This window comes from Kitasatospora sp. NPDC048545 (assembly GCF_040651155.1).
In the GTDB taxonomy this organism is placed as follows: Bacteria; Actinomycetota; Actinomycetes; order Streptomycetales; family Streptomycetaceae; genus Kitasatospora.
Map to the genome: position 1 here is coordinate 98,579 of NZ_JBEZIQ010000026.1, position 18,461 is coordinate 117,039.

The window sequence follows — 18,461 nt, forward strand, 5'->3', positions numbered from 1 at the left end:
CGCCCGTTCCGCATCACCGGCCCCACGGCGTCGATCGCGGCCCCGGCCCTCCCCGGCGGGGGCGACGGGACGGCGGGGGCGACGGGACGGTTTCCCGTCCGACCGCCCCCGCCGTCCCCCGGCGGGCTCACTCGTTGTGCAGCACCTCCGCGATCGGCAGCCGCGCCGCCGACCGCGCCGGGACGAGCGCGCCCAGGACGGCGATCGCGACGCCCGCGAAGGCGAGCCCGGTGAGCGGCAGGGCATCCCAGACGTCGATCGTGGACTCCGGGAAGACGATGCTCGCGACGTTCTCCACGAGCAGCCGGTGCGCCAGGATCCCGGCCGGGACGCCGATGACCGCGCTGACCGCGCCCTGCCAGGCCACCGAGGTGATCGTCATCGTCACCACCTGCCGGGGCGTCATCCCGATCGACTTCAGCATGCCGAGGTCCCGGCGGCGCTCACGGATGGTGAGCAGCAGGGTGTTGAAGACGCCGAGCGCGGCGACCACCGACAGCAGCACCGTGAAGATCGTGGCGAAGCTGATGACCGCGACGACGGGACCGGCCAGGTCGGGCGCGAACACCGAGGGCGACAGGCTCGGGTCGGCGGCCGAGACCGCCCGCTGGTAGGCCTCGGCGTCGGCGCCCGGGGCGAGCTTCACGTCGTACTCGACGGCGTGCGGGTCGTCGGTGAGCGCGGCCCTGGTGGCGCCGTTGGAGGTGAACGCCCGGGCGTTGCCCTGGCTCTCCTCGCCGACCACCGTGACGGTCAGGTGCCGCCCGTCCAGGTCCAGGGTGAGCCGGTCGCCGAGCTTCAGCCCGTGCTGCTTGAGGAAGGACGGCCCGGCCTCGATCTCGTTCGGCCCGGTCGCCGGGCGGCCCTTCACCACCTGGAGGCGCTTGGAGTCGACGGCGTCGTCGCCGCTGTAGAAGTCGGCGAAGACCGGCTGGGTGAAGCCGACCAGCCCGACCTGGACCAGCCCGCGCACGGCGACCCCTTCGGCGCCGGGGGTGGTCCGCAGCATCGTCTCGGTCTGGGCGGGGGTGAGCGTGGGCTCGGTCCTGTTGCCGGCGAAGTGGGCGGTCTGCACGGTGACGTGGGTGTGGCCGTCGTTGTGGTCCATCAGCCTGGTCAGGGTGCTGCTCAGGCCGGTCGTCACGGTCACGGTGAGCACGCCGAGCACGATCGCCGACATGGTGAGCGCGGTGCGGGCGGGGCGGGCGAAGGGCTGGCCGAGGCCGAGGCTGACGGCGCGCGGCAGCCGGGTGCCGCTCAGCCGGCGCTGGATCCTCAGCCCGCGCCCGTTGCGCGGCGCGCTGCCGGCCGAGATGGCCTGGGCGGCGGAGAGCCGGTGGGCGCGCGAGGCCGGGACGAGCGCGGCGAGGACGACCAGCAGCGGGACGCTGATCAGGGTGGCGGCGGGCAGCCAGCGGGCCGGTTCGATCCGGGCGGTGCCGGTGGTGATCCCCGAGAAGGCGGACTGCAGGATCGGGTACGACGCCGCCCAGCCGACCGCCGTGCCGAGGACGGTGCCGACGACCGCGGGCACCGAGACCATCGTCAGGTAGACGGTGACCACCTGGCGCGGGGTGAAGCCGATCGACTTCAGCACGCCGATGTGCCGGTAGCCGGAGACCACCGCGCCGCTCACCACGTTGCCGACGATCAGTGCGGCGACGACCAGGCCGAGCACGCCGAAGACCGTCATCAGCGGCAGGTAGGCGTCGGCGCCCGCCGAGAAGGCCTCCTTCAGTACCAGGTACGACTGCGTGTTGGTGAGCGCGTCCTTCGGCAGGCCCTCCGTGACGGTGTCCACGGCGGAGGCGAGCCGCTGCTCGTCGGAGGCGTCGGAGAACCGGTAGAGCATCTGCCGGGCGACCGGGTGCAGGGCGGCCGCCTGCGCGGGGGTGACCCACCCGCCGGCGCTCTGGCTCATGCTGGTGGCGAAGCCGACGACGGTGAGCCCTTCGCCGCTGCTGAGCGGGATCCGAAGGTTCAGGAGCTTCTCCGAGAAGCCCCCGAACGGCTCGTTGACGACCACCTCGCCCGGCGCGGTGGCCCACCGGCCTCCCAGCATCTGCACCCGGTCCACCGGCCCGGCCGGGTCGGACCGGCCGACCAGGGTCAGTGCTCCGGGCGGGCGGCCGGCCCAGTCGGCGGAGACCTCCACCACGGCCTGGTCGAACGGCCCGGCAGCCGCCTCGACACCCGGCCGGTGGGCGGTGGCGGCCAGTTGCTCCGCCGGGGCCGCGGCCGGGTCGAAGGAGGCGACGACGTGGGCGCCGCGCTGCCCGGAGAACGCGTCGTCGAAGGGCGCCCGGGCCGCGCTGATCACCGCGAGGGCGAGCAGCACGGTCGTGGTGGAGCAGAAGACGACCAGGCCGATCACCACGGTCTGCACCCGGCGGCGCTTCACGGCCGCCCGGGAGGCCCGCCACACGGCGCCGGTCACGACTGCGCCTCCAGCATCCGCTCGCGCGCCACCTTGCCGTCCGCGACCTCGACCAGCCGACTGGCGCAGCGGGTGGCCAGGTTGGGGTCGTGGGTGACGATCAGCAGGGTCTGCCCGATCTGGTTGAGGTCGATCAGCAGGTCCATCACCTGCTCGCCGGAGCGGCTGTCCAGCGCGCCGGTCGGCTCGTCCGCGAGCAGCAGGGCCGGCCGGTTCACCAGGGCCCGGGCCACCGCGACCCGTTGGCGTTCGCCGCCGCTGAGCGCGGCCGGGTAGACGTCCTTGCGGTGCGCGACGCCGAGTTCGTCGAGCAGTTCCAGTGCGCGGCGGCGGGCCTGGCGGGCGGTGGTGCCGGTCAGTTGGGCGGCCAGGGCGACGTTGTCGAGGGCCGGGAGGTCGTCGATCAGGTTGAAGAACTGGAAGATCATGCCGATGTGGCGGCGGCGGAACAGTGCCAGCCCGGTCTCGTTCAGCTGCCCGAGGTCCTGCCCCTGCACCCGGACCGTGCCGGCGGTGGGCCGGTCCAGTCCGGCCACCATGTTCAGCAGGGTGGACTTGCCGCACCCGGAGGGGCCCATCACGGCGACCGCCTCGCCCGCCCGGATCCGCAGGTCGACGCCGTCGAGCGCCTTGGCGTCGCCGAACTCCTTGTGGACCCCGGACAGCTCGACGACGACCTGCGCGTCGTCCGGCCGGGAGGTCCCGTCGTGGTCGTTGCTCATGGTGGACGACGGTAGGCGGGGGCGCGGGGCCGGTACGTCCCACCCGGGGTGTAACCGCGCACCGCCGTAGTACCGGGGATGTACGGGCCCGGCACCCCCGGGTGACGCGGATCATGACGTGACCTGCGAAGCTGACGCCGTGTGGGGAACGGGGACGGAATGGGCCGCCGTCGCGGTGGCCGGGGTGGCGTGCGCGGGCGCCGGCTGGCTGGCCGTGGCGCTGGCCCGGGCGCGGCGGCTGCACCGGGAGGCGATCGGCGAGCGCGGCTGGCTGCTGGAACGGGAGCGGGAGAGCGCCGCCCGGACCGCCGTGGACGCCGAACGGAACCGGATCGCCGCCGAGTTGCACGACATCGTCAGCCACAACGTGAGCCTGATGGTGGTGCAGGCGGGCGCGGCACGCGAGGTACTGGCCACCATGCCGGAGGAGGCGGCGGCGGCGATGGCCGCCGTCGAGGCCGCCGGCCGGGACGCGATGACCGAACTGCGCCACCTGCTGGGGCTGCTCGCCCCCGCCGCGGACGGCAGCGAGGAGCCGGTGCGGGAGGACTTCGCGCCGCAGCCGAGCCTGGGCCGGCTGAGCCCGCTGGTCGACCGGTTCGCCTTCGCCGGGCTGCCGGTCGAGGTCCGGATCTCCGGCGAGCCGAGGCCGCTGCCGGCCGGGATCGACGTGACGGCGTACCGGATCGTCCAGGAGGCACTGACCAACGCGCTCAAGCACGGGACCGGGGTGACGGCCCAGGTGACGGTGCGCTACGCGGACCACTACCTGCGGGTCGAGGTGCTCAACAGCGGGCCGAGCGTGCTCGTCGGCGGACCGGCCGCCGCGCCCGACGGGCCCGTCCCGTCGCCCCGCCGGGGCGACGGCGCCGGACGCGGGCTGATCGGCCTGCGCGAGCGCGTCGCCGTGTACGGCGGGGACCTGGACGCCCGGCGCCGGCTCGGCGGGGGCTACCGGGTCCGCGCCCGCATCCCGCTGGACCGGCCGTGACGAAGCGCCCGACGGAGGGCACCGTGGTGGAGGAGGAGAACGTGGCGGACGTGGGCACCGTGGAGGACGACGTGGCGGACGGGGGCACCGCGGCGGACGGGGGCCGGGAGCGCCGCCCCCGGGTGGTCATCGCCGACGACCAGGAGCTGGTGCGCACCGGCTTCCGGATGATCCTCACCGCGCGCGGCATCGACGTGGTCGCCGAGGCCGGCGACGGCGCCGAGGCGGTGGCCGCCGCCGCCCGGCACCGGCCGGACGTCGCCCTGCTGGACATCCGGATGCCCGGCATGGACGGCCTGGAGGCCGCCCGGCGCATCCTCGCCGGGGTGCCCGGCTGCCGGGTGATCATGCTGACCACCTTCGACCTGGACCACTACGTCTACGCCGCCCTGTCCGCGGGTGCCAGCGGCTTCCTGCTGAAGGACGTCACCTCCGCCCACCTCGCCGCCGCCGTACGGCTGGTGGACACCGGGGACGCCCTGCTCGCGCCCTCGATCACCCGGCGGCTGGTCGAGCGGTTCGCGGCCGGCGCCCCGCGCCCGGCCCCCGGCGCCGACGGCCCGGCGCTGCACCGCGACCTCACCCCGCTCACCCCGCGCGAGGCGGAGGTGCTGGCCCTGCTCGGACGCGGGCTGTCCAACACCGAGCTGGCGCGCGAACTCACCCTCAGCGAGTCGACGGTGAAGACGCACGTGGCCCGGATCTTCGCCAAGTTGCACCTGCGCGACCGGGCGCAGGCGGTGGTCCTCGCCTACGAGACCGGGCTGGTCGCGCCGGGCGGCGCGGGCTGATCCCCAACTCGCCACAGTGACCCGACAGTTCGCATGACAATCAGCCAGCTCACTCATTAGAGCTAACTCCCCGTCGAATCCGCCTTTTTGCCAGTCCATGGGGGAACATCTGCATGTCCGCGCCCGAACGGAAGAACCCTCGGGCCGCATCACCCGGCATGACGAAGACCATTGGACAGGCCCGTGACCACCACTCCCCCCGTGTGGGACTGCCCCTTCCACCACACCGACGGCCTGGAGTTCGACCCCCTCCTCAAGCGACTGCTCGCCGAGGCCCCGGTCGCCCGGATCCGACTGCCGCACGGCGAGGGCGAGGCCTGGCTGGCCACCCGCTACGAGGACGTCCGGACGGTCACCACCGACCGCCGGTTCAGCCGCGCCGCGGGCATCGGCCGCGACCTGCCGCGAATGACGCCGGCCCCGATCGCCCAGGCCGAGGCCATCAACCTGATGGACCCGCCCGCCCACAACCGGCTGCGCCGCCTGGTCGCCCAGGGCTTCACCAACCGCCAGGTCGAGCGGATGCGCCCGGCCACCCAGCGGACCGTCGACGACTACTTCGACGAGATGGCGGAACACGGCTCCCCCGCCGACCTGATGCACTTCCTGGCCGGCCGGCTGCCGCTCACCACCATCTGCGAGCTGCTGGACATCCCCGCCGACGACCGCGCCGAACTGCGCGGCCACGCCGTCGCGATGATGCGGATGGGCCCGGGCAGCCGGGACGGCCAGGAGGCCGCCAAGACCGCCCTGCGCGCCTACTTCGGCGAGCTCACCGCCGCCCGCCGCGCCGACCCGGGCGAGGACCTGATCAGCGCGCTCGCCACCGCCCGCGACGGCGACGAACTGCTGGACGCCGACGAGCTGACAGTCATGGCGATGGTCCTGCTGGTCACCGGCCACGACACCAGCACCTACCAGCTCGGCAACATCACCTACACCCTGCTCACCCACCCCGAGCAGCTCGCCAAGCTCCGCGCCCAGCCCGACCTGCTGCCGCGCGCCCTGGAGGAGCTGCTGCGCTTCATCCCGTTCCGCCAGGGCGTCGGCATCGCCCGGGTCGCCACCGAGGACGTCGAGCTGGGCGGGGTGGCGATCCGGGCCGGCGAGGCGGTGCACGTCTCCTACCTGACCGCCAACCGCGACCCGGCCGTGTACGAGCGCCCCGACGAGCTGGACCTCGACCGCGGCGCGCCCACCCACATGGCCTTCGGCCACGGCCAGCACCACTGCCTCGGCTCGCACCTGGCCCGGATGGAGCTGCAGGTCGCCATCGGCACCCTGCTGCGGCGCTTCCCCGGCCTGCGCCTGGCCGTCGCACCGGCCGACCTCGACTGGGACTCCGGCTCGATCTGGCGCTTCCCGCGCACCCTGCCGGTGGCCTGGTAGCCGCCTCCCCGGCCGCCGCGCACCACCGCGCACCACCGCCCGCCGCCGCGCGGCCGGCGTCACCGTTCCACGCATCCACCGGCCTGCCCCCAGGCCCCCCAGGGGAGACCCGCACCCATGGCAACACTCTGCCGCCCCGCCATCGCCGTGCCCGAGCACGTCATCACCCTCGACGAGACCCTGGACCTGGCCCGCGCCCTGCACGCCGGCCACCCCCAGCTCGGCCTGGCACTGCGGCTGATCGAGAACACCGGCGTACGCACCAGGCACCTGGTCCAGCCGATCGAGCGCACCCTCACCCACCCGGGCTTCACCGTCCGCAACGAGGTGTACGAGCGCGAGGCCAAGCGCCGCGTCCCCGAGGTGGTCGAACGCGCGCTCGCGTACGCCGAGCTGACCGCCCGGGACATCGACCTGATGGTCTACGTGTCCTGCACCGGCTTCATGATGCCGTCGATGACCGCCTGGCTGATCAACACCATGGGCTTCCGCTCCGACACCCGCCAGGTGCCGATCGCCCAGCTCGGCTGCGCGGCCGGCGGCGCCGCCGTCAACCGCGCGCACGACTTCTGCCGCGCCTACCCCGGCGCCAACGTGCTCATCGTCGCCTGCGAGTTCTGCTCGCTCTGCTACCAGCCGACCGACCTCGGCGTCGGCTCGCTGCTCTCCAACGGCCTGTTCGGGGACGCGGTGGCCGCCGTGGTGATGCGCGGGCACGGCGGGCACGGTGTGCAGGTCGAACGCAACGGCTCGCACCTCGTCCCGGACACCGAGGACTGGATCTCCTACGGGGTGAAGGAGACCGGCTTCCACTTCCAGCTCGACAAGCGGGTGCCCGGCACGATGGAGATGCTCGCGCCCGCACTGCGCGGCCTGGCCGGCGAGCACGGCTGGGACGTCTCCAGGCTCGGCTTCTACATCGTGCACGCCGGCGGCCCGCGCATCCTGGACGACCTGTGCCGCTTCCTCGACCTGGAGCCGGCCGCCTTCCGCTACAGCCGTGCAACGCTCACCGAGCGCGGCAACATCGCCAGTGCCGTCGTCTTCGACGCGCTGTCCCGGCTGTTCGACGACGGCGGCGTCCCCGAGGGCACCACCGGGCTGATCGCCGGCTTCGGACCGGGCATCACCGCCGAGATCTCCCTGGGGAGTTGGGTCGGGGCGCCGGTCGATCCGGCGCTTCCCCCGCGGCCGCGCGCCCTCTCCACCTCCGGCATCGCCCTCGTCCATCCGACCGTCCCCCGCCGTTTCCCGGCCGGCACTACGATCACCGAATGACCGATACCACGGACCGCACCGACGCCTCCGTCAGAGCCGCCGAACTCGCCTCCCGCTTCCCGGCGTTGCACGCGCCGCAGTACTGGAGCTGGGGACGGTACGACGCGCAGTTCTCCACCGAGCTGCCGCCGGACGGCCTGGTCACCAACATCCACCTGGTCGGCTTCGCGGACGGCGAGGTGGTGCTCTGCCGGGACGACCAGGACCACTGGTTCCTGCCCGGCGGCACCCGGGAGCAGGACGAGAGCGTCGCCGCCTGCCTGGAGCGCGAGCTGCGCGAGGAGGCGGGCGCCCGGCTGGTCGGCGAGCCGGGCTGGCTGGGCGCGCACCGCTGCCGCACCGACGACCCGGTGCCGTACCGGCCGTGGCAGCCGCACCCGGAGAAGGCCTGGCTGTGGGGCTGGGGCGAGGTCGTGCTGGACTCCTCGCCGACCAACCCGGCGGACGGCGAGCAGGTGGTCGAGGTCCGCGCCGTCCCGGCGGCCGAGGCGCAGCGGCTGCTGCTGACCGGGCACGAGGCCTGGTGGGGCGAGCTGGTCGGGCTGGCGGTGGAGCTGCGGCGCCGGGCCGGCCTGGGATAGGACCCGTCACGGGCAGGACCGGTCACGGGCAGGACCGGTCACCCGCGCGGCCGGGCTAGTCCCGCTCCGGGGAAGGATCACCGGAATGGCCGAACAGCAGGGGCATGTGTCCGATTTGTGGTGATATGAATCACCCATGGACACCTCTTCGCTGACCGCGTCACCGTTGGCCGCGACCGACTACCCGCTGCTCAACATCTTCTGGACGATGCTGGAGCTGTTCGTCTGGATCCTCTGGTTCTTCCTGCTGTTCAAGATCATCACGGACATCTTCCGCAGCCACGACCTCAGCGGCTGGGGCAAGGCCGGCTGGCTGGTCCTGGTGATCCTCCTGCCCCTGATCGGCGTCCTGGTCTACCTGATCGCCCGCGGGCAGTCGATGGGCCGGCGCGACATCGAGCAGGCCAGGCAGAACGACGCCGCGTTCAAGGCCTACATCCGGGACGCGGCGGCGTCCGACGCGGCCGGCGGCGGCGCCGGCCACGTCGACGACCTGGCGAAACTGGCGGACCTGAAGGAGAAGGGCGCCATCTCCGAGGAGGAGTACCAGAAGGCCAAGGACAAGATCCTGACCTGACCGGAGCGGTGCCCCGGCACGGTGACCGGTACGACGGCGGGGCCGGTGGACGTGGTGTCCACCGGCCCCGCCGTCGTGCACCCGGATCCGGTCAGCGCCGGCCGGAGCGCCGGTCGCCCGAGCCGCCGTCGCCGCCACCGGTCAGGCCGGCCCGCCGCAGCGCGTCCGCCATGGCGCTGTTGGCCGGCGCCGCGCCGCCGGAGCCGCCACGGTCGCCACGGTCACGACCGCCCTGGCCACCGCGCCGGTCCTGGCCGCCCTGGCCGCCCTGACCGCCCTGACCGCCCGGACCGCCGCCGCGCCGCTCCTGACGCGGCGGACGGGCCTGCCGGTCGCCCCGGTCCCCGCGGTCGCCGCCCCGGTCGCCCTGGTCCCCGCGCTCGCGCCCGACCTCGTCGTCCAGCCGCAGGGTGAGCCCGATCCGCTTGCGCGGCACGTCCACCGAGACCACCCGGACCTTCACGATGTCGCCGGGCTTGACGACCTCGCGCGGGTCCTTCACGAAGGTCCTGGACAGCGCAGAGACGTGCACCAGCCCGTCCTGGTGGACGCCCACGTCCACGAAGGCCCCGAAGGCGGCGACGTTGGTGACCACGCCCTCCAGCACCATGCCGACCTCCAGGTCGCCGATCTTGTCGACGCCCTCCTTGAAGGTCGCGGTGCGGAAGGCCGGGCGAGGGTCGCGGCCGGGCTTGTCGAGCTCGCCGAGGATGTCGGTGACGGTCGGGACGCCGAAGGTGTCGTCGGCGAAGTCCGCCGGGCGCAGCGCGCGCAGCCGCTCGCCGTTGCCGATCAGCTCCCGCAGCTCCCCGCCGGTCGCGGCGAGGATCCGGCGCACCACCGGGTACGCCTCGGGGTGCACGCTGGAGGCGTCCAGCGGGTCCTCGCCGCCGGGGATGCGCAGGAAGCCCGCGCACTGCTCGAAGGCCTTGGGGCCGAGCCGGGAGACGTCCTTCAGCTGCCTGCGGGTGCGGAACGGGCCGTTGGCGTCGCGGTGGGCGACGATGTTGTCGGCCAGCGTGCCGGTGATGCCGGAGACCCGGGTGAGCAGCGGCGCCGAGGCCGTGTTGACGTCCACCCCGACGGCGTTGACGCAGTCCTCGACCACGGCGTCCAGTGAGCGGGAGAGCTTCACCTCGCTCAGGTCGTGCTGGTACTGGCCGACGCCGATCGACTTGGGGTCGATCTTGACCAGCTCGGCCAGCGGGTCCTGCAGGCGGCGGGCGATCGAGACCGCGCCGCGGATCGACACGTCCAGCTCCGGCAGTTCCTGCGAGGCGAACGCGGAGGCCGAGTAGACCGAGGCGCCGGCCTCGCTGACCATCGCCTTGGTGAGCTTCAGCTCCGGGTGGCGCTTGATCAGGTCCTCGGCGAGCTTGTCGGTCTCCCGGGAGGCCGTGCCGTTGCCGATCGCCACCAGGTCGACGTCGTGCTTCTTCGCCAGCGCGGCGAGGGTGTTCAGGGCCGCGTCCCACTTGTTGGCGGGCTGGTGCGGGTAGATCGTGTCGTGGGCGACGACCTTGCCGGTGGCGTCCACCACGGCGACCTTCACGCCGGTGCGGAAGCCCGGGTCCAGGCCCATGGTGGCGCGGGTGCCGGCCGGGGCGGCGAGCAGCAGGTCGCGCAGGTTGGCGGCGAAGACGCGCACCGCCTCCTCCTCCGCCTCGACGCGCAGCCGGGCCCGCTGGTCGATGCCGAGGCGCACCAGGATCCGGGTGCGCCAGGCCCAGCGGACGGTGTCGCCGAGCCACTTGTCGGCGGGGCGGCCGCGGTCGGCGATGCCGAAGCGGGCGGAGATCCGCTGCTCGTAGTCGTTGGCGCCGGGCAGGTCGCCCTCGGATTCGCCGTCGTGGGGCGAGAGTTCGAGGTCGAGCACCTCCTCCTTCTCGCCGCGCAGCATCGCCAGGATGCGGTGCGAGGGGAGCTTGGTGAAGGGCTCGGCGAAGTCGAAGTAGTCGGCGAACTTGGCGCCGTCCTGCTCCTTGCCGTCGCGGACCGTGGCGACCACGCGGCCGCGGGTCCACATCCGCTCGCGCAGCGAGCCGACCAGGTCGGCGTCCTCGCCGAAACGCTCGACCAGGATCGCGCGGGCGCCCTCCAGGGCCGCCGGGGCGTCCGCCACCGACTCGTTGAGGTAGCCGGCGGCGAGGACCGCCGGGTCCTGGGCGGGGTCGGCGAGCAGGGTGTCGGCCAGCGGCTCCAGCCCTGCCTCGCGGGCGATCTGCGCCTTGGTGCGCCGCTTCGGCTTGAACGGGAGGTAGATGTCCTCCAGCCGGGCCTTGGAGTCCGCGGCGAGCACCCGGGCGCGCAGCGCGTCGTCCAGCTTGCCCTGGGACTCGATCGATTCCAGGACGGCCGCCCGGCGCTCCTCCAGCTCGCGCAGGTAGCGCAGCCGCTCCTCCAGGCCGCGCAGCTGGGTGTCGTCGAGGGATCCGGTGGCCTCCTTGCGGTAGCGGGCCACGAAGGGCACGGTCGCGCCGCCGTCGAGCAGGTCGACGGCCGCCTTCACCTGCCCCTCGCGGACGCCCAGTTCCTCGGCGATCTTGCGCTCGATCGCGTGCTGGGCCTGCCGGGCCACCTGTTCGACTGGCGTGGTCACGAAGCCGGTCACCTTCTCCTTCAGTGCTTTCGCCGTACGCCCTGCATTCTGGCAGGTACCGGCGACGACGCCCGGCCGCACCCGTGCCGGCCGGGCGTGGCGCGCCCGGCCGGCGGCCCCAAGGAGACTCAAGCGATGCCCAGTTGCGGCTCCCTAGGCTGGCGGGCATGGACACTCTGGACGCTGCCGCCGAGTTGGAGCGGCTCGCCGCCGCCAAGTACCTGCTGTTCACCACCTACCGGAGGAACGGCGCTCCGGTGGCCACCCCGGTCTGGGTCGCGCGGGACGGCGACGCGCTGGTCTTCACCACCGTGACGAAGACCGGCAAGGTCAAGCGCCTGCGCAACCGCCGGGACGTGCTGGTCGGCCCCAGTGACATCCGCGGCAACCTGCTCGGCCCGCAGGTCCCGGCCACGGCCGTGCTCGACCCGGTCCGGGCGCCCGCCTACCGCAAGCTGCTGCGGCGCAAGTACGGGCTGCTGTGCGCGATCGCGCTGACCGCGAACGTGCTGCGGTTCGGCAAGGACGGCACGATCGGGGTGCGGGTGCAGGTCACGCCAGCGTGAGCGATCCGCTGGGTCGGCCGTCGGCGGCCAGGTCGATCACCGTGGTCCGGCCGCCGGAGGTCAGCCTGATCCGGTCCGGGCCGTCCCAGACGGCGTCGATCGAGTCGCCGTACCGGAAGCCCGCGTAGGCGACCTGCCAGCGGCGGGTGGTCAGTCCGGTGCCCTGGTCGACGAAGACCCACTGGGCGGTGCTGAGCATCCCGGGCTCCTCCTGCCGGACGATCCGCCGGTCCGGCCGGTCGGGCGCGCCCTGCGTCCCGGTGACCTGCGGGTCGTCCAGGAAGACCCACAGCGGCACCGTCGCCGCGGCCGTCAGCAGCACGCCGATGCCCAGGACCACCCGGATCCAGGCCCGCCAGGTGACGCAGTACAGGACCGCCAGCAGCAGCGGCAGCGCGACGGTGAACAGCAGCAGCGGCCGGTCGAACCAGTCGCGCAGCGCCAGCAGGCCGCCCGAGCGCTCGCTGTACCACCCGACCGCGCCCAGTAGGACGAGCAGCGCCAGCCCGGCCAGGGCCGCGCGCAGGGCCCGTCGTTCCCCCGCCGTCTGCCGCCCGATCACCATGTCGTCAGCCTACAAGTCCACGCAGTTGGGAAATACGGCTGAACGGAAACGATCGGAGCTGTACGCTGCCGGGCATGTGCGCTGCCACCCGGATGCACCCCGACGAGCCGGTGGTCGACGCGGCCCTGGTACGGCGGTTGATCGCCGCCCAGTTCCCGCAGTGGGAGCGCCTTCCCATCACGCCGGTCGGCTCCGCCGGGGCGGACAACGCGATGTTCCGCCTCGGGCCCGAACTCGCCGTCCGGCTGCCCCGGGTGGAGTGGGCGGCCGGGAACGTCCGTCGGGAGCACCGCTGGCTGCCCGCGCTGGCACCGCGGCTGCCGCTGCCGGTGCCAGCCCCGCTCGCGGTCGGCCGGCCCGCCGCCGGCTACCCGTGGGAGTGGTCGGTGCTGCACTGGATCGACGGCGTCAACCCGGCGGTCGGCGTGCTCGCCGCACCCGACGCCCTGGCCCGCGACCTGGCCGGCTTCGTGAACGCCCTGCGCGCCGTCGACCCGGCCGACGCCCCGGCCGGTCACCGCAGCGTCCCGCTCGCCTCCCGGGACGGCTCGACCCGGGCGGCCATCGCCCAGCTCGCCGGCTCGATCGACACCGCGGCCGCAACCGCCCTGTGGGACAAGGCGCTACGGGTGCCCGACTACGCCGGACCGCCGGTCTGGATGCACGGCGACCTCACCCCCGGCAATCTGCTGCTGTCCCGGACCGGCCGGCTCGCCGCCGTCATCGACTTCGCCCTGATGGGCGTCGGCGACCCGACCGCCGACCTGATCGCCGCCTGGAACCTGCTGCCCGCCACCGCCCGCCCCACCTTCCGTGCCGCCCTGCGCGCCGACGACGCCATGTGGGCCCGCGGCCGGGCCTGGGCCTTCTCCATCGCCCTGGTGACGATCCCCTACTACCGCCACACCGACGCGGCGCTGACCGCCAACGCCCGCCACGTCGTGCGCGAGGTGCTCGCCGACCGCAGCGTCTAGACGCCCGCCGGGCCCGTCCCGGAACACCTCGGCCGGTCCTCAGTCGGCCGGCCTTCCGTCGGCCGGTCCTCCGTCGGCCGGTCCTCCGGCGGCCGCTGCGTCACCGGGCAGCCCCTCGCCGGCGGCCGCCAGCAGGTGGCGCACCAGCGGGTCGGGATCGCCTGCGCGCCAGGCGACGGCGACCCGGGTCCGGGCCGTGCCGGGCTCGATCCGGCGGAAGGCCACGCCCCGCAGCCGGATCCGCCGGATGCCCGCCGGGGCCAGCGAGACGCCCAGCCCGGCCCCGACCAGGGCGCACACCGTCTGCCACTCCACCGCGTGCTGCCCGATCCTCGGGGTGAAGCCCGCCCCGGTGCACAGGCCGGTGATCCGGTCGTACAGCTGCGGCCCGTCCTCCCGGGGCAGCAGCACGAACGGCTCGTCCGCCAACTGCGCCGGCCGGACGGTCCGTCGGCCGGCCAGCGGGTGGTCCGCCGGCAGCACGGCCACGAACGGCTCGGTGAGGAGCGTGCGGAAGCGCAGCTCCGGCTCGTCCGCCGGCGGTTCGCGCAGCAGGCCGGCGTCGATGCTCCGGTCGTGCAGCGCGGCGATCTGCGGCGCACTGGTCATCTCGCGCAGGTCCAGCCGCACGGCGGGGTGCTGCCGCCGGAAGGCGTTCAGCAGACCGGGCAGGACGGTCAGGGCGAGGGAGGCGGAGAAGCCGATCCGCAGTCGGCCGGCCTCGCCGCTGCCGACGGCACGGGCGGCGGCCAGCGCGTCGGCGAGGCCGGTCAGCGCCCGCCGTGCGGCGGGCAGGAGTTCGCGTCCGGCCGGTGTCAGGGCGACGCCGCCGGGGTCACGGCGGAACAGCGGGTGGCCGACCTTCTCCTCCAGCCGCCGGATCTGCTGGCTCAGCGGCGGCTGGGCGATGCCGAGCCGGGCGGCGGCGTGGCCGAAGTGCAGTTCCTCGGCGAGCACGACGAAGGCGTGCAGTTGCGGCAGGGGGAGTTCGGGGCGCTCCATACCTCCAGGGATATCAGATCATCCCGCTGCGGGTCTTGGACGTATCTCCGCAGCTCACCTAGCGTTCCCGGCATGACAGAGCGACGCGCGATCCTCAGCGGTTCGACCTTCGAGGAGCAGATCGGCTACGCCCGCGCCGTGGTGGACGGCGACCGGGTCCACGTGTCCGGGACGACCGGCTTCGACTACACCACCATGACCATCTCCGACGACGTGGTCGAGCAGGCCGAGCAGTGCCTGCGCAACGTCGCAGCCGCGCTGGCCGAGGCCGGCTGCGGCTTCACCGACGTGGTCCGGGTGCGCTACCTGCTGCCCGAGCGTGCGGACTTCGAGCCCTGCTGGCCGGTCCTGCGCCGCTGCTTCGGCGACGTCCGACCGGCCGCCACGATGCAGGTGTGCGGGCTCGCCGACCCCCGGATGAGGATCGAGGTCGAGGTCACCGCCCGCCTGGCCGCGGCCTGACCCGTACGGCTGATCCACCGTCACGACGTCGGTGCCGGTTGCTATGGTTCTCCCGCCACTACGCTCAGGGGGAACGGACTTGGCTCGGAACGTGATCGACGTCAGCGTGAGCCGGCGGGTGCTGTGGATCGGTGGCGACGCGTACCCGTTGCAGCACATCGCCCGGGCGCGGCAGTTGGTCTGGTGGCCGCCCAAACGCTCGTGGACGATCATCCGGTTCGTCCGGCAGCTGTTCGGGCTGGTGTTCGCCACCGCCATCCTCGGCACGCTCGTCCGGAACTCGGTCGAGAAGTCGCAGGCGGCGGCCCTCCCGGGGCTGTTGCTGCTCGCCGGCCTGGCCTTCATCACCTACCGTCTGGTCACCAGGCTGCGCCAGCGGGCGCTGTACAAGCTGGTCATCGAGACCTCCAACTCCTCGACCACCGCGGTGGTGAGCCATGACCCGCGGCAGATCGGCGACCTGATCCAGATGATCATGGAGGCGATCGACAACCCCCAGGCCGAGTTCGCCCTCCAGGTGGAGAACGTCCACATCGGCGACAAGATCAACCAGTACGGCGACCACAACATCGGGAAGCAGGTGGGCTGATGACCGGCAACATCCACTTCGGCGACTCCGTCACCCAGCACGGCGACCACAACATCGGCATCGTCAAGAACCAGGCCCCGGCCGACCCCCAGGCCGCGATGCGCGAACTCGTCGCCGCCGTGCACGCCCTGCGCGGACAGGTGCCGGCCGAGGACCGGGAGGTGCTGGACGAGTCGCTGGAGGCCCTCGGTGACGGCACCGCCACGCCGCCGCCCGTCCTGCGGCGCGCACTGCGGAACATCTCCGGCGTCGCCTCCCTGGTGACGGCGGGCGCCCCGGTGGTCGAGTCGATCCGCCGGATCCTGGAGTCGCTCGGTTCCTGAGGACCGGATGCCCGCGGGAACGGCGGACGCCGGACAGCGGGCACCGGGCACCGGGCACCGGGCACCGGGCACCGGGCACCGGGCACCGGCGGCGAGACCAGGCAAAAAACCTTCCCGGGTCAAGCGTCCTGTTAGCCTGACCCCATGAGCGGACTGCGCGAGCGCAAGAAGGAGCAGACCCGGCGGGCCATCTCGGAGGCCGCCATCGCCCTCTTCCTGGAGCACGGTTTCGACCGGGTGTCGGTGGCGGAGGTCGCGGCGGCCGCCGAGGTCTCCAAGCCGACGCTGTTCTCCTACTTCCCCAGCAAGGAGGATCTGGTCGTCCACCGCTTCGCCGACCACCAGGAACAGGCGGCGGAGGTCGTCCGCACCCGGCTCCCCGGCGAGCCCGTGATCGAAGCCCTGCTCCGCGACTTCCTGACCGGCCTCACCTGGCGCGACCCCGTCACCGGCCTCAACGACCACCCCGCCGTGCTCGCCTTCACCGCCCTGGTCCACGGCACCCCCAGCCTGGCCGCCCGGGTCGGCGAGTACGTGGCCCGCGCCGAACGGTCCCTGGCCGACGCCCTGCGCGAGACCCCCGACCTCCCCGAGCCCCGCGAGCTCTCCGCCGCACTGCTCGCCGCCCAGGTCACCGCCACCCAGCGGGTCCTCGCCCTGCACAACTGGCGCCGCATCCAGGACGGCGGCCGCACCGCCGACGACCTGCACGCCGAGGCGGCCGGCGACGCCACCCGCGCCTTCGACCACCTCGCCCACGGCTACGGTCCGCCCGCCGCTGGCTAGAGTGCCGCACATGACAACGCGTCACCACGCCTTCGATGCCCTGCACAACTTCCGCGACCTGGGCGGCTATCCGGCCGCCGGGGGACGGTCCGTCCGGTGGGGCCTGCTCTACCGCTCCGACTCGCTCGGCAAGCTCGCCTCGCCCGCCGACCTCGACCGGCTCCGGGCACTCGGCGTCCGCACCGTGATCGACCTCCGCTACCCCTGGGAGATCGCCGCCAAGGGCCGGATGCCCGACGTGGCCGGGGTGGAGTACCACAACCTCTCCATCGAGCACCGCCCGTACGACCAGGCCGAGATCGACCCCGAGCTCGACCCCTGGCGCTACCTCGCCGACCGCTTCGCCGAGGTCGCCGAGGACGGGGTGAAGGAGATCCGCCAGGTCCTCGACGTGATCACCGACGCCGACGCCCCGGTGGTCGTCCACTGCGCCTCCGGCAAGGACCGCACCGGGCTCGTCGCCGCCCTGCTGCTCACCCTGCTCGGCGTCGCCGAGGACGACATCGCCGCCGACTTCGCCCTCACCGAACTCGCCACCGCGCACTTCGTCGCCGAGTGGCACGCCGCCCACCCCGGCCGCACCCTGCGCTGGCCCGGCTACGGCCGCGCACCGGAGGCCGTCATCCGCCTCACCCTCGCCGATCTGGCCGCCCGCCACGGCTCCGTCGAGGGCTACCTCACCGGCACCCTCGGCATCGACCGCGACCGGATCGACGCCCTGCGCACCCGGCTGCTGACCGGCTGAGCCGCACCCCGCGCGGGAGACCGGCCACCCCGGCCCAGCGGCCCCCCGGCCCCTGATCCCTGCCCTCGTGGCCTCGTGGCCTAGCGGCGGCGCCCCCGGGCCGGACGGCCGTCGCCCTTGCCGGCCGCGGCGCCCGGCCGTGCACCGGACCGGGGCTTCGCCGCCCGGCCCGCCGCCGGCGCCGCCGTGGCGGGCCAGTGGGCGGGCCGGGTGAGGCCGGCCGGGAGGCGGGTGGCGGCGTCGCCGCGGGCGGCGTGCAGCTGGGCCTGGGTGAGGTAGAGGGCCGTGCTGAGGTCGGCGCCGGCCAGGTCGGTGTCGCGCAGGTCGGCGCCGATCAGGTCGGCCAGGCGCAGGTCGGCGCCGGAGAGGTCGGCGGCCACCAGGAGCGCCCCGCGCAGGTTGGCCCCCTGCAGGTCGGCGCCGCGCAGCCGGGCGCCGAAGAGGTCCCCGCCGCGGTGCTCGCGGCGGCGCGGGACGGCGGCGCGGACGAGTTCGCTCGCACGCAGCAGGAGGTCGCTGACGCGCTGCCGGTGGGCCGGGACGTCGACGGCGAGGATCTCCTCGGGGGTGCCGCCGGCCAGCCGGTCGGTCTCCTCCAGGGCCTGCCGGAGGTCGGCGTGGACGGAGCGGGCGGGTTCGAAGGTGAGCGCCTCGGTGAGGTACCGGAGGAGTTCGTGCAGCTGCCGCACGACCGGGAAGACCTCGAACATCGGCCCGGCGCTGTCCGGCTCCTCGCGCCAGCTGCGGCCGCCGAAGGTCACCTGGGAGACCCGCTGCCCGGCGCCGAAGCAGTCGTAGACGGTGCAGCCCTGGAAGCCGCTGTCGCGCAGTCGCGCGTGGATGCCGCAGGTGAAGTCGGTCCGCAGGTTGCGGCAGGGGCTGCCGGCGGCCTTGTTCACGGCGAAGTCGGTGCCGGCCGAGAACGGCAGGGCGACGCAGCAGAGCCCGAAGCAGCTGCCGCAGTCGGACCGGAGCGGGGTCGGTTCGGCCGCCGGGGGGTCCTGCGGCGGCTCGGTCTCGCGCACGTTCCGGGTCCTTCCAGCCGGGCGCCGGTGCGACGCCGTGAACCCGGAAATCCTACTGG

General features: G+C 74.0%; 19 protein-coding genes. 13 read left to right on the forward strand and 6 right to left on the reverse strand.

The genetic code is table 11. From position 1 onward, the window contains the following. Positions 1 to 127 precede the first annotated feature (127 nt). Both AB0D10_RS24240 and AB0D10_RS24245 read right to left on the reverse strand, forming a co-directional pair. Positions 128 to 2,437: an FtsX-like permease family protein gene (locus tag AB0D10_RS24240; RefSeq protein ID WP_360259866.1), complete on the reverse strand. Its 2,310-nt coding sequence runs from the start codon at positions 2,435 to 2,437 to the stop codon at positions 128 to 130. Next, positions 2,434 to 3,159: an ABC transporter ATP-binding protein gene (locus AB0D10_RS24245; protein WP_360259868.1), complete on the reverse strand. Its 726-nt coding sequence runs from the start codon at positions 3,157 to 3,159 to the stop codon at positions 2,434 to 2,436. The genes AB0D10_RS24240 and AB0D10_RS24245 overlap by 4 nt, the downstream gene beginning before the upstream one ends. A gap of 118 nt (positions 3,160 to 3,277) precedes the next feature. On the opposite strand from AB0D10_RS24245, the gene AB0D10_RS24250 reads away from it, so the two are divergent. The 6 genes from AB0D10_RS24250 to AB0D10_RS24275 all read left to right on the forward strand — a co-directional run bounded on the left by AB0D10_RS24250 (position 3,278) and on the right by AB0D10_RS24275 (position 8,766). Beyond that, complete coding sequence (locus tag AB0D10_RS24250; RefSeq protein WP_360259870.1) at positions 3,278 to 4,150, forward strand: histidine kinase; 873 nt, start codon at positions 3,278 to 3,280, stop codon at positions 4,148 to 4,150. Positions 4,151 to 4,221: 71 nt separating this feature from the next. Continuing rightward, positions 4,222 to 4,941 carry a response regulator transcription factor gene (locus tag AB0D10_RS24255; protein WP_360259962.1) on the forward strand — a complete coding sequence of 240 codons (720 nt, stop codon included), beginning with the start codon at positions 4,222 to 4,224 and terminating at the stop codon, positions 4,939 to 4,941. A gap of 183 nt (positions 4,942 to 5,124) precedes the next feature. Next, positions 5,125 to 6,330 carry a cytochrome P450 gene (locus AB0D10_RS24260; RefSeq protein WP_360259872.1) on the forward strand — a complete coding sequence of 402 codons (1,206 nt, stop codon included), beginning with the start codon at positions 5,125 to 5,127 and terminating at the stop codon, positions 6,328 to 6,330. A 117-nt stretch (positions 6,331 to 6,447) separates the two neighbouring features. Then, positions 6,448 to 7,608 (forward strand): type III polyketide synthase, encoded by a 1,161-nt coding sequence (locus tag AB0D10_RS24265; RefSeq protein WP_360259875.1) that lies wholly within the window; start codon positions 6,448 to 6,450, stop codon positions 7,606 to 7,608. Continuing rightward, positions 7,605 to 8,189: an NUDIX hydrolase gene (locus AB0D10_RS24270; protein ID WP_360259877.1), complete on the forward strand. Its 585-nt coding sequence runs from the start codon at positions 7,605 to 7,607 to the stop codon at positions 8,187 to 8,189. The genes AB0D10_RS24265 and AB0D10_RS24270 overlap by 4 nt, the downstream gene beginning before the upstream one ends. Before the next feature lie 136 nt (positions 8,190 to 8,325). Further along, positions 8,326 to 8,766 (forward strand): SHOCT domain-containing protein, encoded by a 441-nt coding sequence (locus AB0D10_RS24275; protein WP_360259879.1) that lies wholly within the window; start codon positions 8,326 to 8,328, stop codon positions 8,764 to 8,766. A gap of 91 nt (positions 8,767 to 8,857) precedes the next feature. Here the strand turns inward: AB0D10_RS24275 and AB0D10_RS24280 are convergent, their stop codons facing one another. Further along, the gene (locus tag AB0D10_RS24280) at positions 8,858 to 11,365 is read right to left on the reverse strand and encodes a Tex family protein (RefSeq protein ID WP_360259881.1); all 2,508 of its coding nucleotides are present in this window, start codon (positions 11,363 to 11,365) and stop codon (positions 8,858 to 8,860) included. 167 nt (positions 11,366 to 11,532) lie between these two features. On the opposite strand from AB0D10_RS24280, the gene AB0D10_RS24285 reads away from it, so the two are divergent. Next, entirely contained in the window at positions 11,533 to 11,931 is a 399-nt protein-coding gene (locus AB0D10_RS24285) for a PPOX class F420-dependent oxidoreductase (protein WP_360259884.1), read from the forward strand. On the opposite strand, the gene AB0D10_RS24290 is transcribed toward AB0D10_RS24285, so the two are convergent. Beyond that, the gene (locus tag AB0D10_RS24290; protein WP_360259887.1) at positions 11,918 to 12,496 is read right to left on the reverse strand and encodes a hypothetical protein; all 579 of its coding nucleotides are present in this window, start codon (positions 12,494 to 12,496) and stop codon (positions 11,918 to 11,920) included. The genes AB0D10_RS24285 and AB0D10_RS24290 overlap by 14 nt on opposite strands. Positions 12,497 to 12,570: 74 nt before the next feature. On the opposite strand from AB0D10_RS24290, the gene AB0D10_RS24295 reads away from it, so the two are divergent. Continuing rightward, positions 12,571 to 13,470: an aminoglycoside phosphotransferase family protein gene (locus AB0D10_RS24295; RefSeq protein WP_360259889.1), complete on the forward strand. Its 900-nt coding sequence runs from the start codon at positions 12,571 to 12,573 to the stop codon at positions 13,468 to 13,470. 39 nt (positions 13,471 to 13,509) lie between these two features. On the opposite strand, the gene AB0D10_RS24300 is transcribed toward AB0D10_RS24295, so the two are convergent. Beyond that, a complete protein-coding gene (locus AB0D10_RS24300; protein WP_360259892.1) occupies positions 13,510 to 14,472 on the reverse strand; it encodes a LysR family transcriptional regulator in 963 nt (320 codons plus the stop codon). 72 nt (positions 14,473 to 14,544) lie between these two features. Between AB0D10_RS24300 and AB0D10_RS24305 the strand changes: the two genes are divergently transcribed. The 5 genes from AB0D10_RS24305 to AB0D10_RS24325 all read left to right on the forward strand — a co-directional run bounded on the left by AB0D10_RS24305 (position 14,545) and on the right by AB0D10_RS24325 (position 17,377). After that, entirely contained in the window at positions 14,545 to 14,934 is a 390-nt protein-coding gene (locus tag AB0D10_RS24305; RefSeq protein WP_360259894.1) for a RidA family protein, read from the forward strand. A gap of 91 nt (positions 14,935 to 15,025) precedes the next feature. Then, positions 15,026 to 15,523 carry a DUF6232 family protein gene (locus AB0D10_RS24310; RefSeq protein ID WP_360259896.1) on the forward strand — a complete coding sequence of 166 codons (498 nt, stop codon included), beginning with the start codon at positions 15,026 to 15,028 and terminating at the stop codon, positions 15,521 to 15,523. Next, the gene (locus tag AB0D10_RS24315) at positions 15,523 to 15,846 is read left to right on the forward strand and encodes a hypothetical protein (protein ID WP_360259898.1); all 324 of its coding nucleotides are present in this window, start codon (positions 15,523 to 15,525) and stop codon (positions 15,844 to 15,846) included. Before AB0D10_RS24310 ends, AB0D10_RS24315 begins: the two co-directional genes overlap by 1 nt. A 144-nt stretch (positions 15,847 to 15,990) precedes the next feature. After that, the gene (locus AB0D10_RS24320; protein ID WP_360259900.1) at positions 15,991 to 16,632 is read left to right on the forward strand and encodes a TetR family transcriptional regulator; all 642 of its coding nucleotides are present in this window, start codon (positions 15,991 to 15,993) and stop codon (positions 16,630 to 16,632) included. 10 nt (positions 16,633 to 16,642) lie between these two features. Continuing rightward, positions 16,643 to 17,377 (forward strand): tyrosine-protein phosphatase, encoded by a 735-nt coding sequence (locus tag AB0D10_RS24325; protein ID WP_360259902.1) that lies wholly within the window; start codon positions 16,643 to 16,645, stop codon positions 17,375 to 17,377. Between the two features lie 80 nt (positions 17,378 to 17,457). On the opposite strand, the gene AB0D10_RS24330 is transcribed toward AB0D10_RS24325, so the two are convergent. After that, a complete protein-coding gene (locus AB0D10_RS24330) occupies positions 17,458 to 18,402 on the reverse strand; it encodes a pentapeptide repeat-containing protein (protein WP_360259904.1) in 945 nt (314 codons plus the stop codon). Positions 18,403 to 18,461: the final 59 nt, after the last annotated feature.

Coding starts and splice junctions, on each gene's coding strand:
- AB0D10_RS24245 (WP_360259868.1), bottom strand. CDS start 3,159: ATGAGCAACGACCACGACGGGACCTCCCGGCCGGACGACGCGCAGGTC.
- AB0D10_RS24315 (WP_360259898.1), top strand. CDS start 15,523: ATGACCGGCAACATCCACTTCGGCGACTCCGTCACCCAGCACGGCGAC.
- AB0D10_RS24270 (WP_360259877.1), top strand. CDS start 7,605: ATGACCGATACCACGGACCGCACCGACGCCTCCGTCAGAGCCGCCGAA.
- AB0D10_RS24300 (WP_360259892.1), bottom strand. CDS start 14,472: ATGGAGCGCCCCGAACTCCCCCTGCCGCAACTGCACGCCTTCGTCGTG.
- AB0D10_RS24305 (WP_360259894.1), top strand. CDS start 14,545: ATGACAGAGCGACGCGCGATCCTCAGCGGTTCGACCTTCGAGGAGCAG.
- AB0D10_RS24265 (WP_360259875.1), top strand. CDS start 6,448: ATGGCAACACTCTGCCGCCCCGCCATCGCCGTGCCCGAGCACGTCATC.
- AB0D10_RS24290 (WP_360259887.1), bottom strand. CDS start 12,496: ATGGTGATCGGGCGGCAGACGGCGGGGGAACGACGGGCCCTGCGCGCG.
- AB0D10_RS24275 (WP_360259879.1), top strand. CDS start 8,326: ATGGACACCTCTTCGCTGACCGCGTCACCGTTGGCCGCGACCGACTAC.
- AB0D10_RS24325 (WP_360259902.1), top strand. CDS start 16,643: ATGACAACGCGTCACCACGCCTTCGATGCCCTGCACAACTTCCGCGAC.
- AB0D10_RS24285 (WP_360259884.1), top strand. CDS start 11,533: ATGGACACTCTGGACGCTGCCGCCGAGTTGGAGCGGCTCGCCGCCGCC.
- AB0D10_RS24295 (WP_360259889.1), top strand. CDS start 12,571: ATGTGCGCTGCCACCCGGATGCACCCCGACGAGCCGGTGGTCGACGCG.
- AB0D10_RS24320 (WP_360259900.1), top strand. CDS start 15,991: ATGAGCGGACTGCGCGAGCGCAAGAAGGAGCAGACCCGGCGGGCCATC.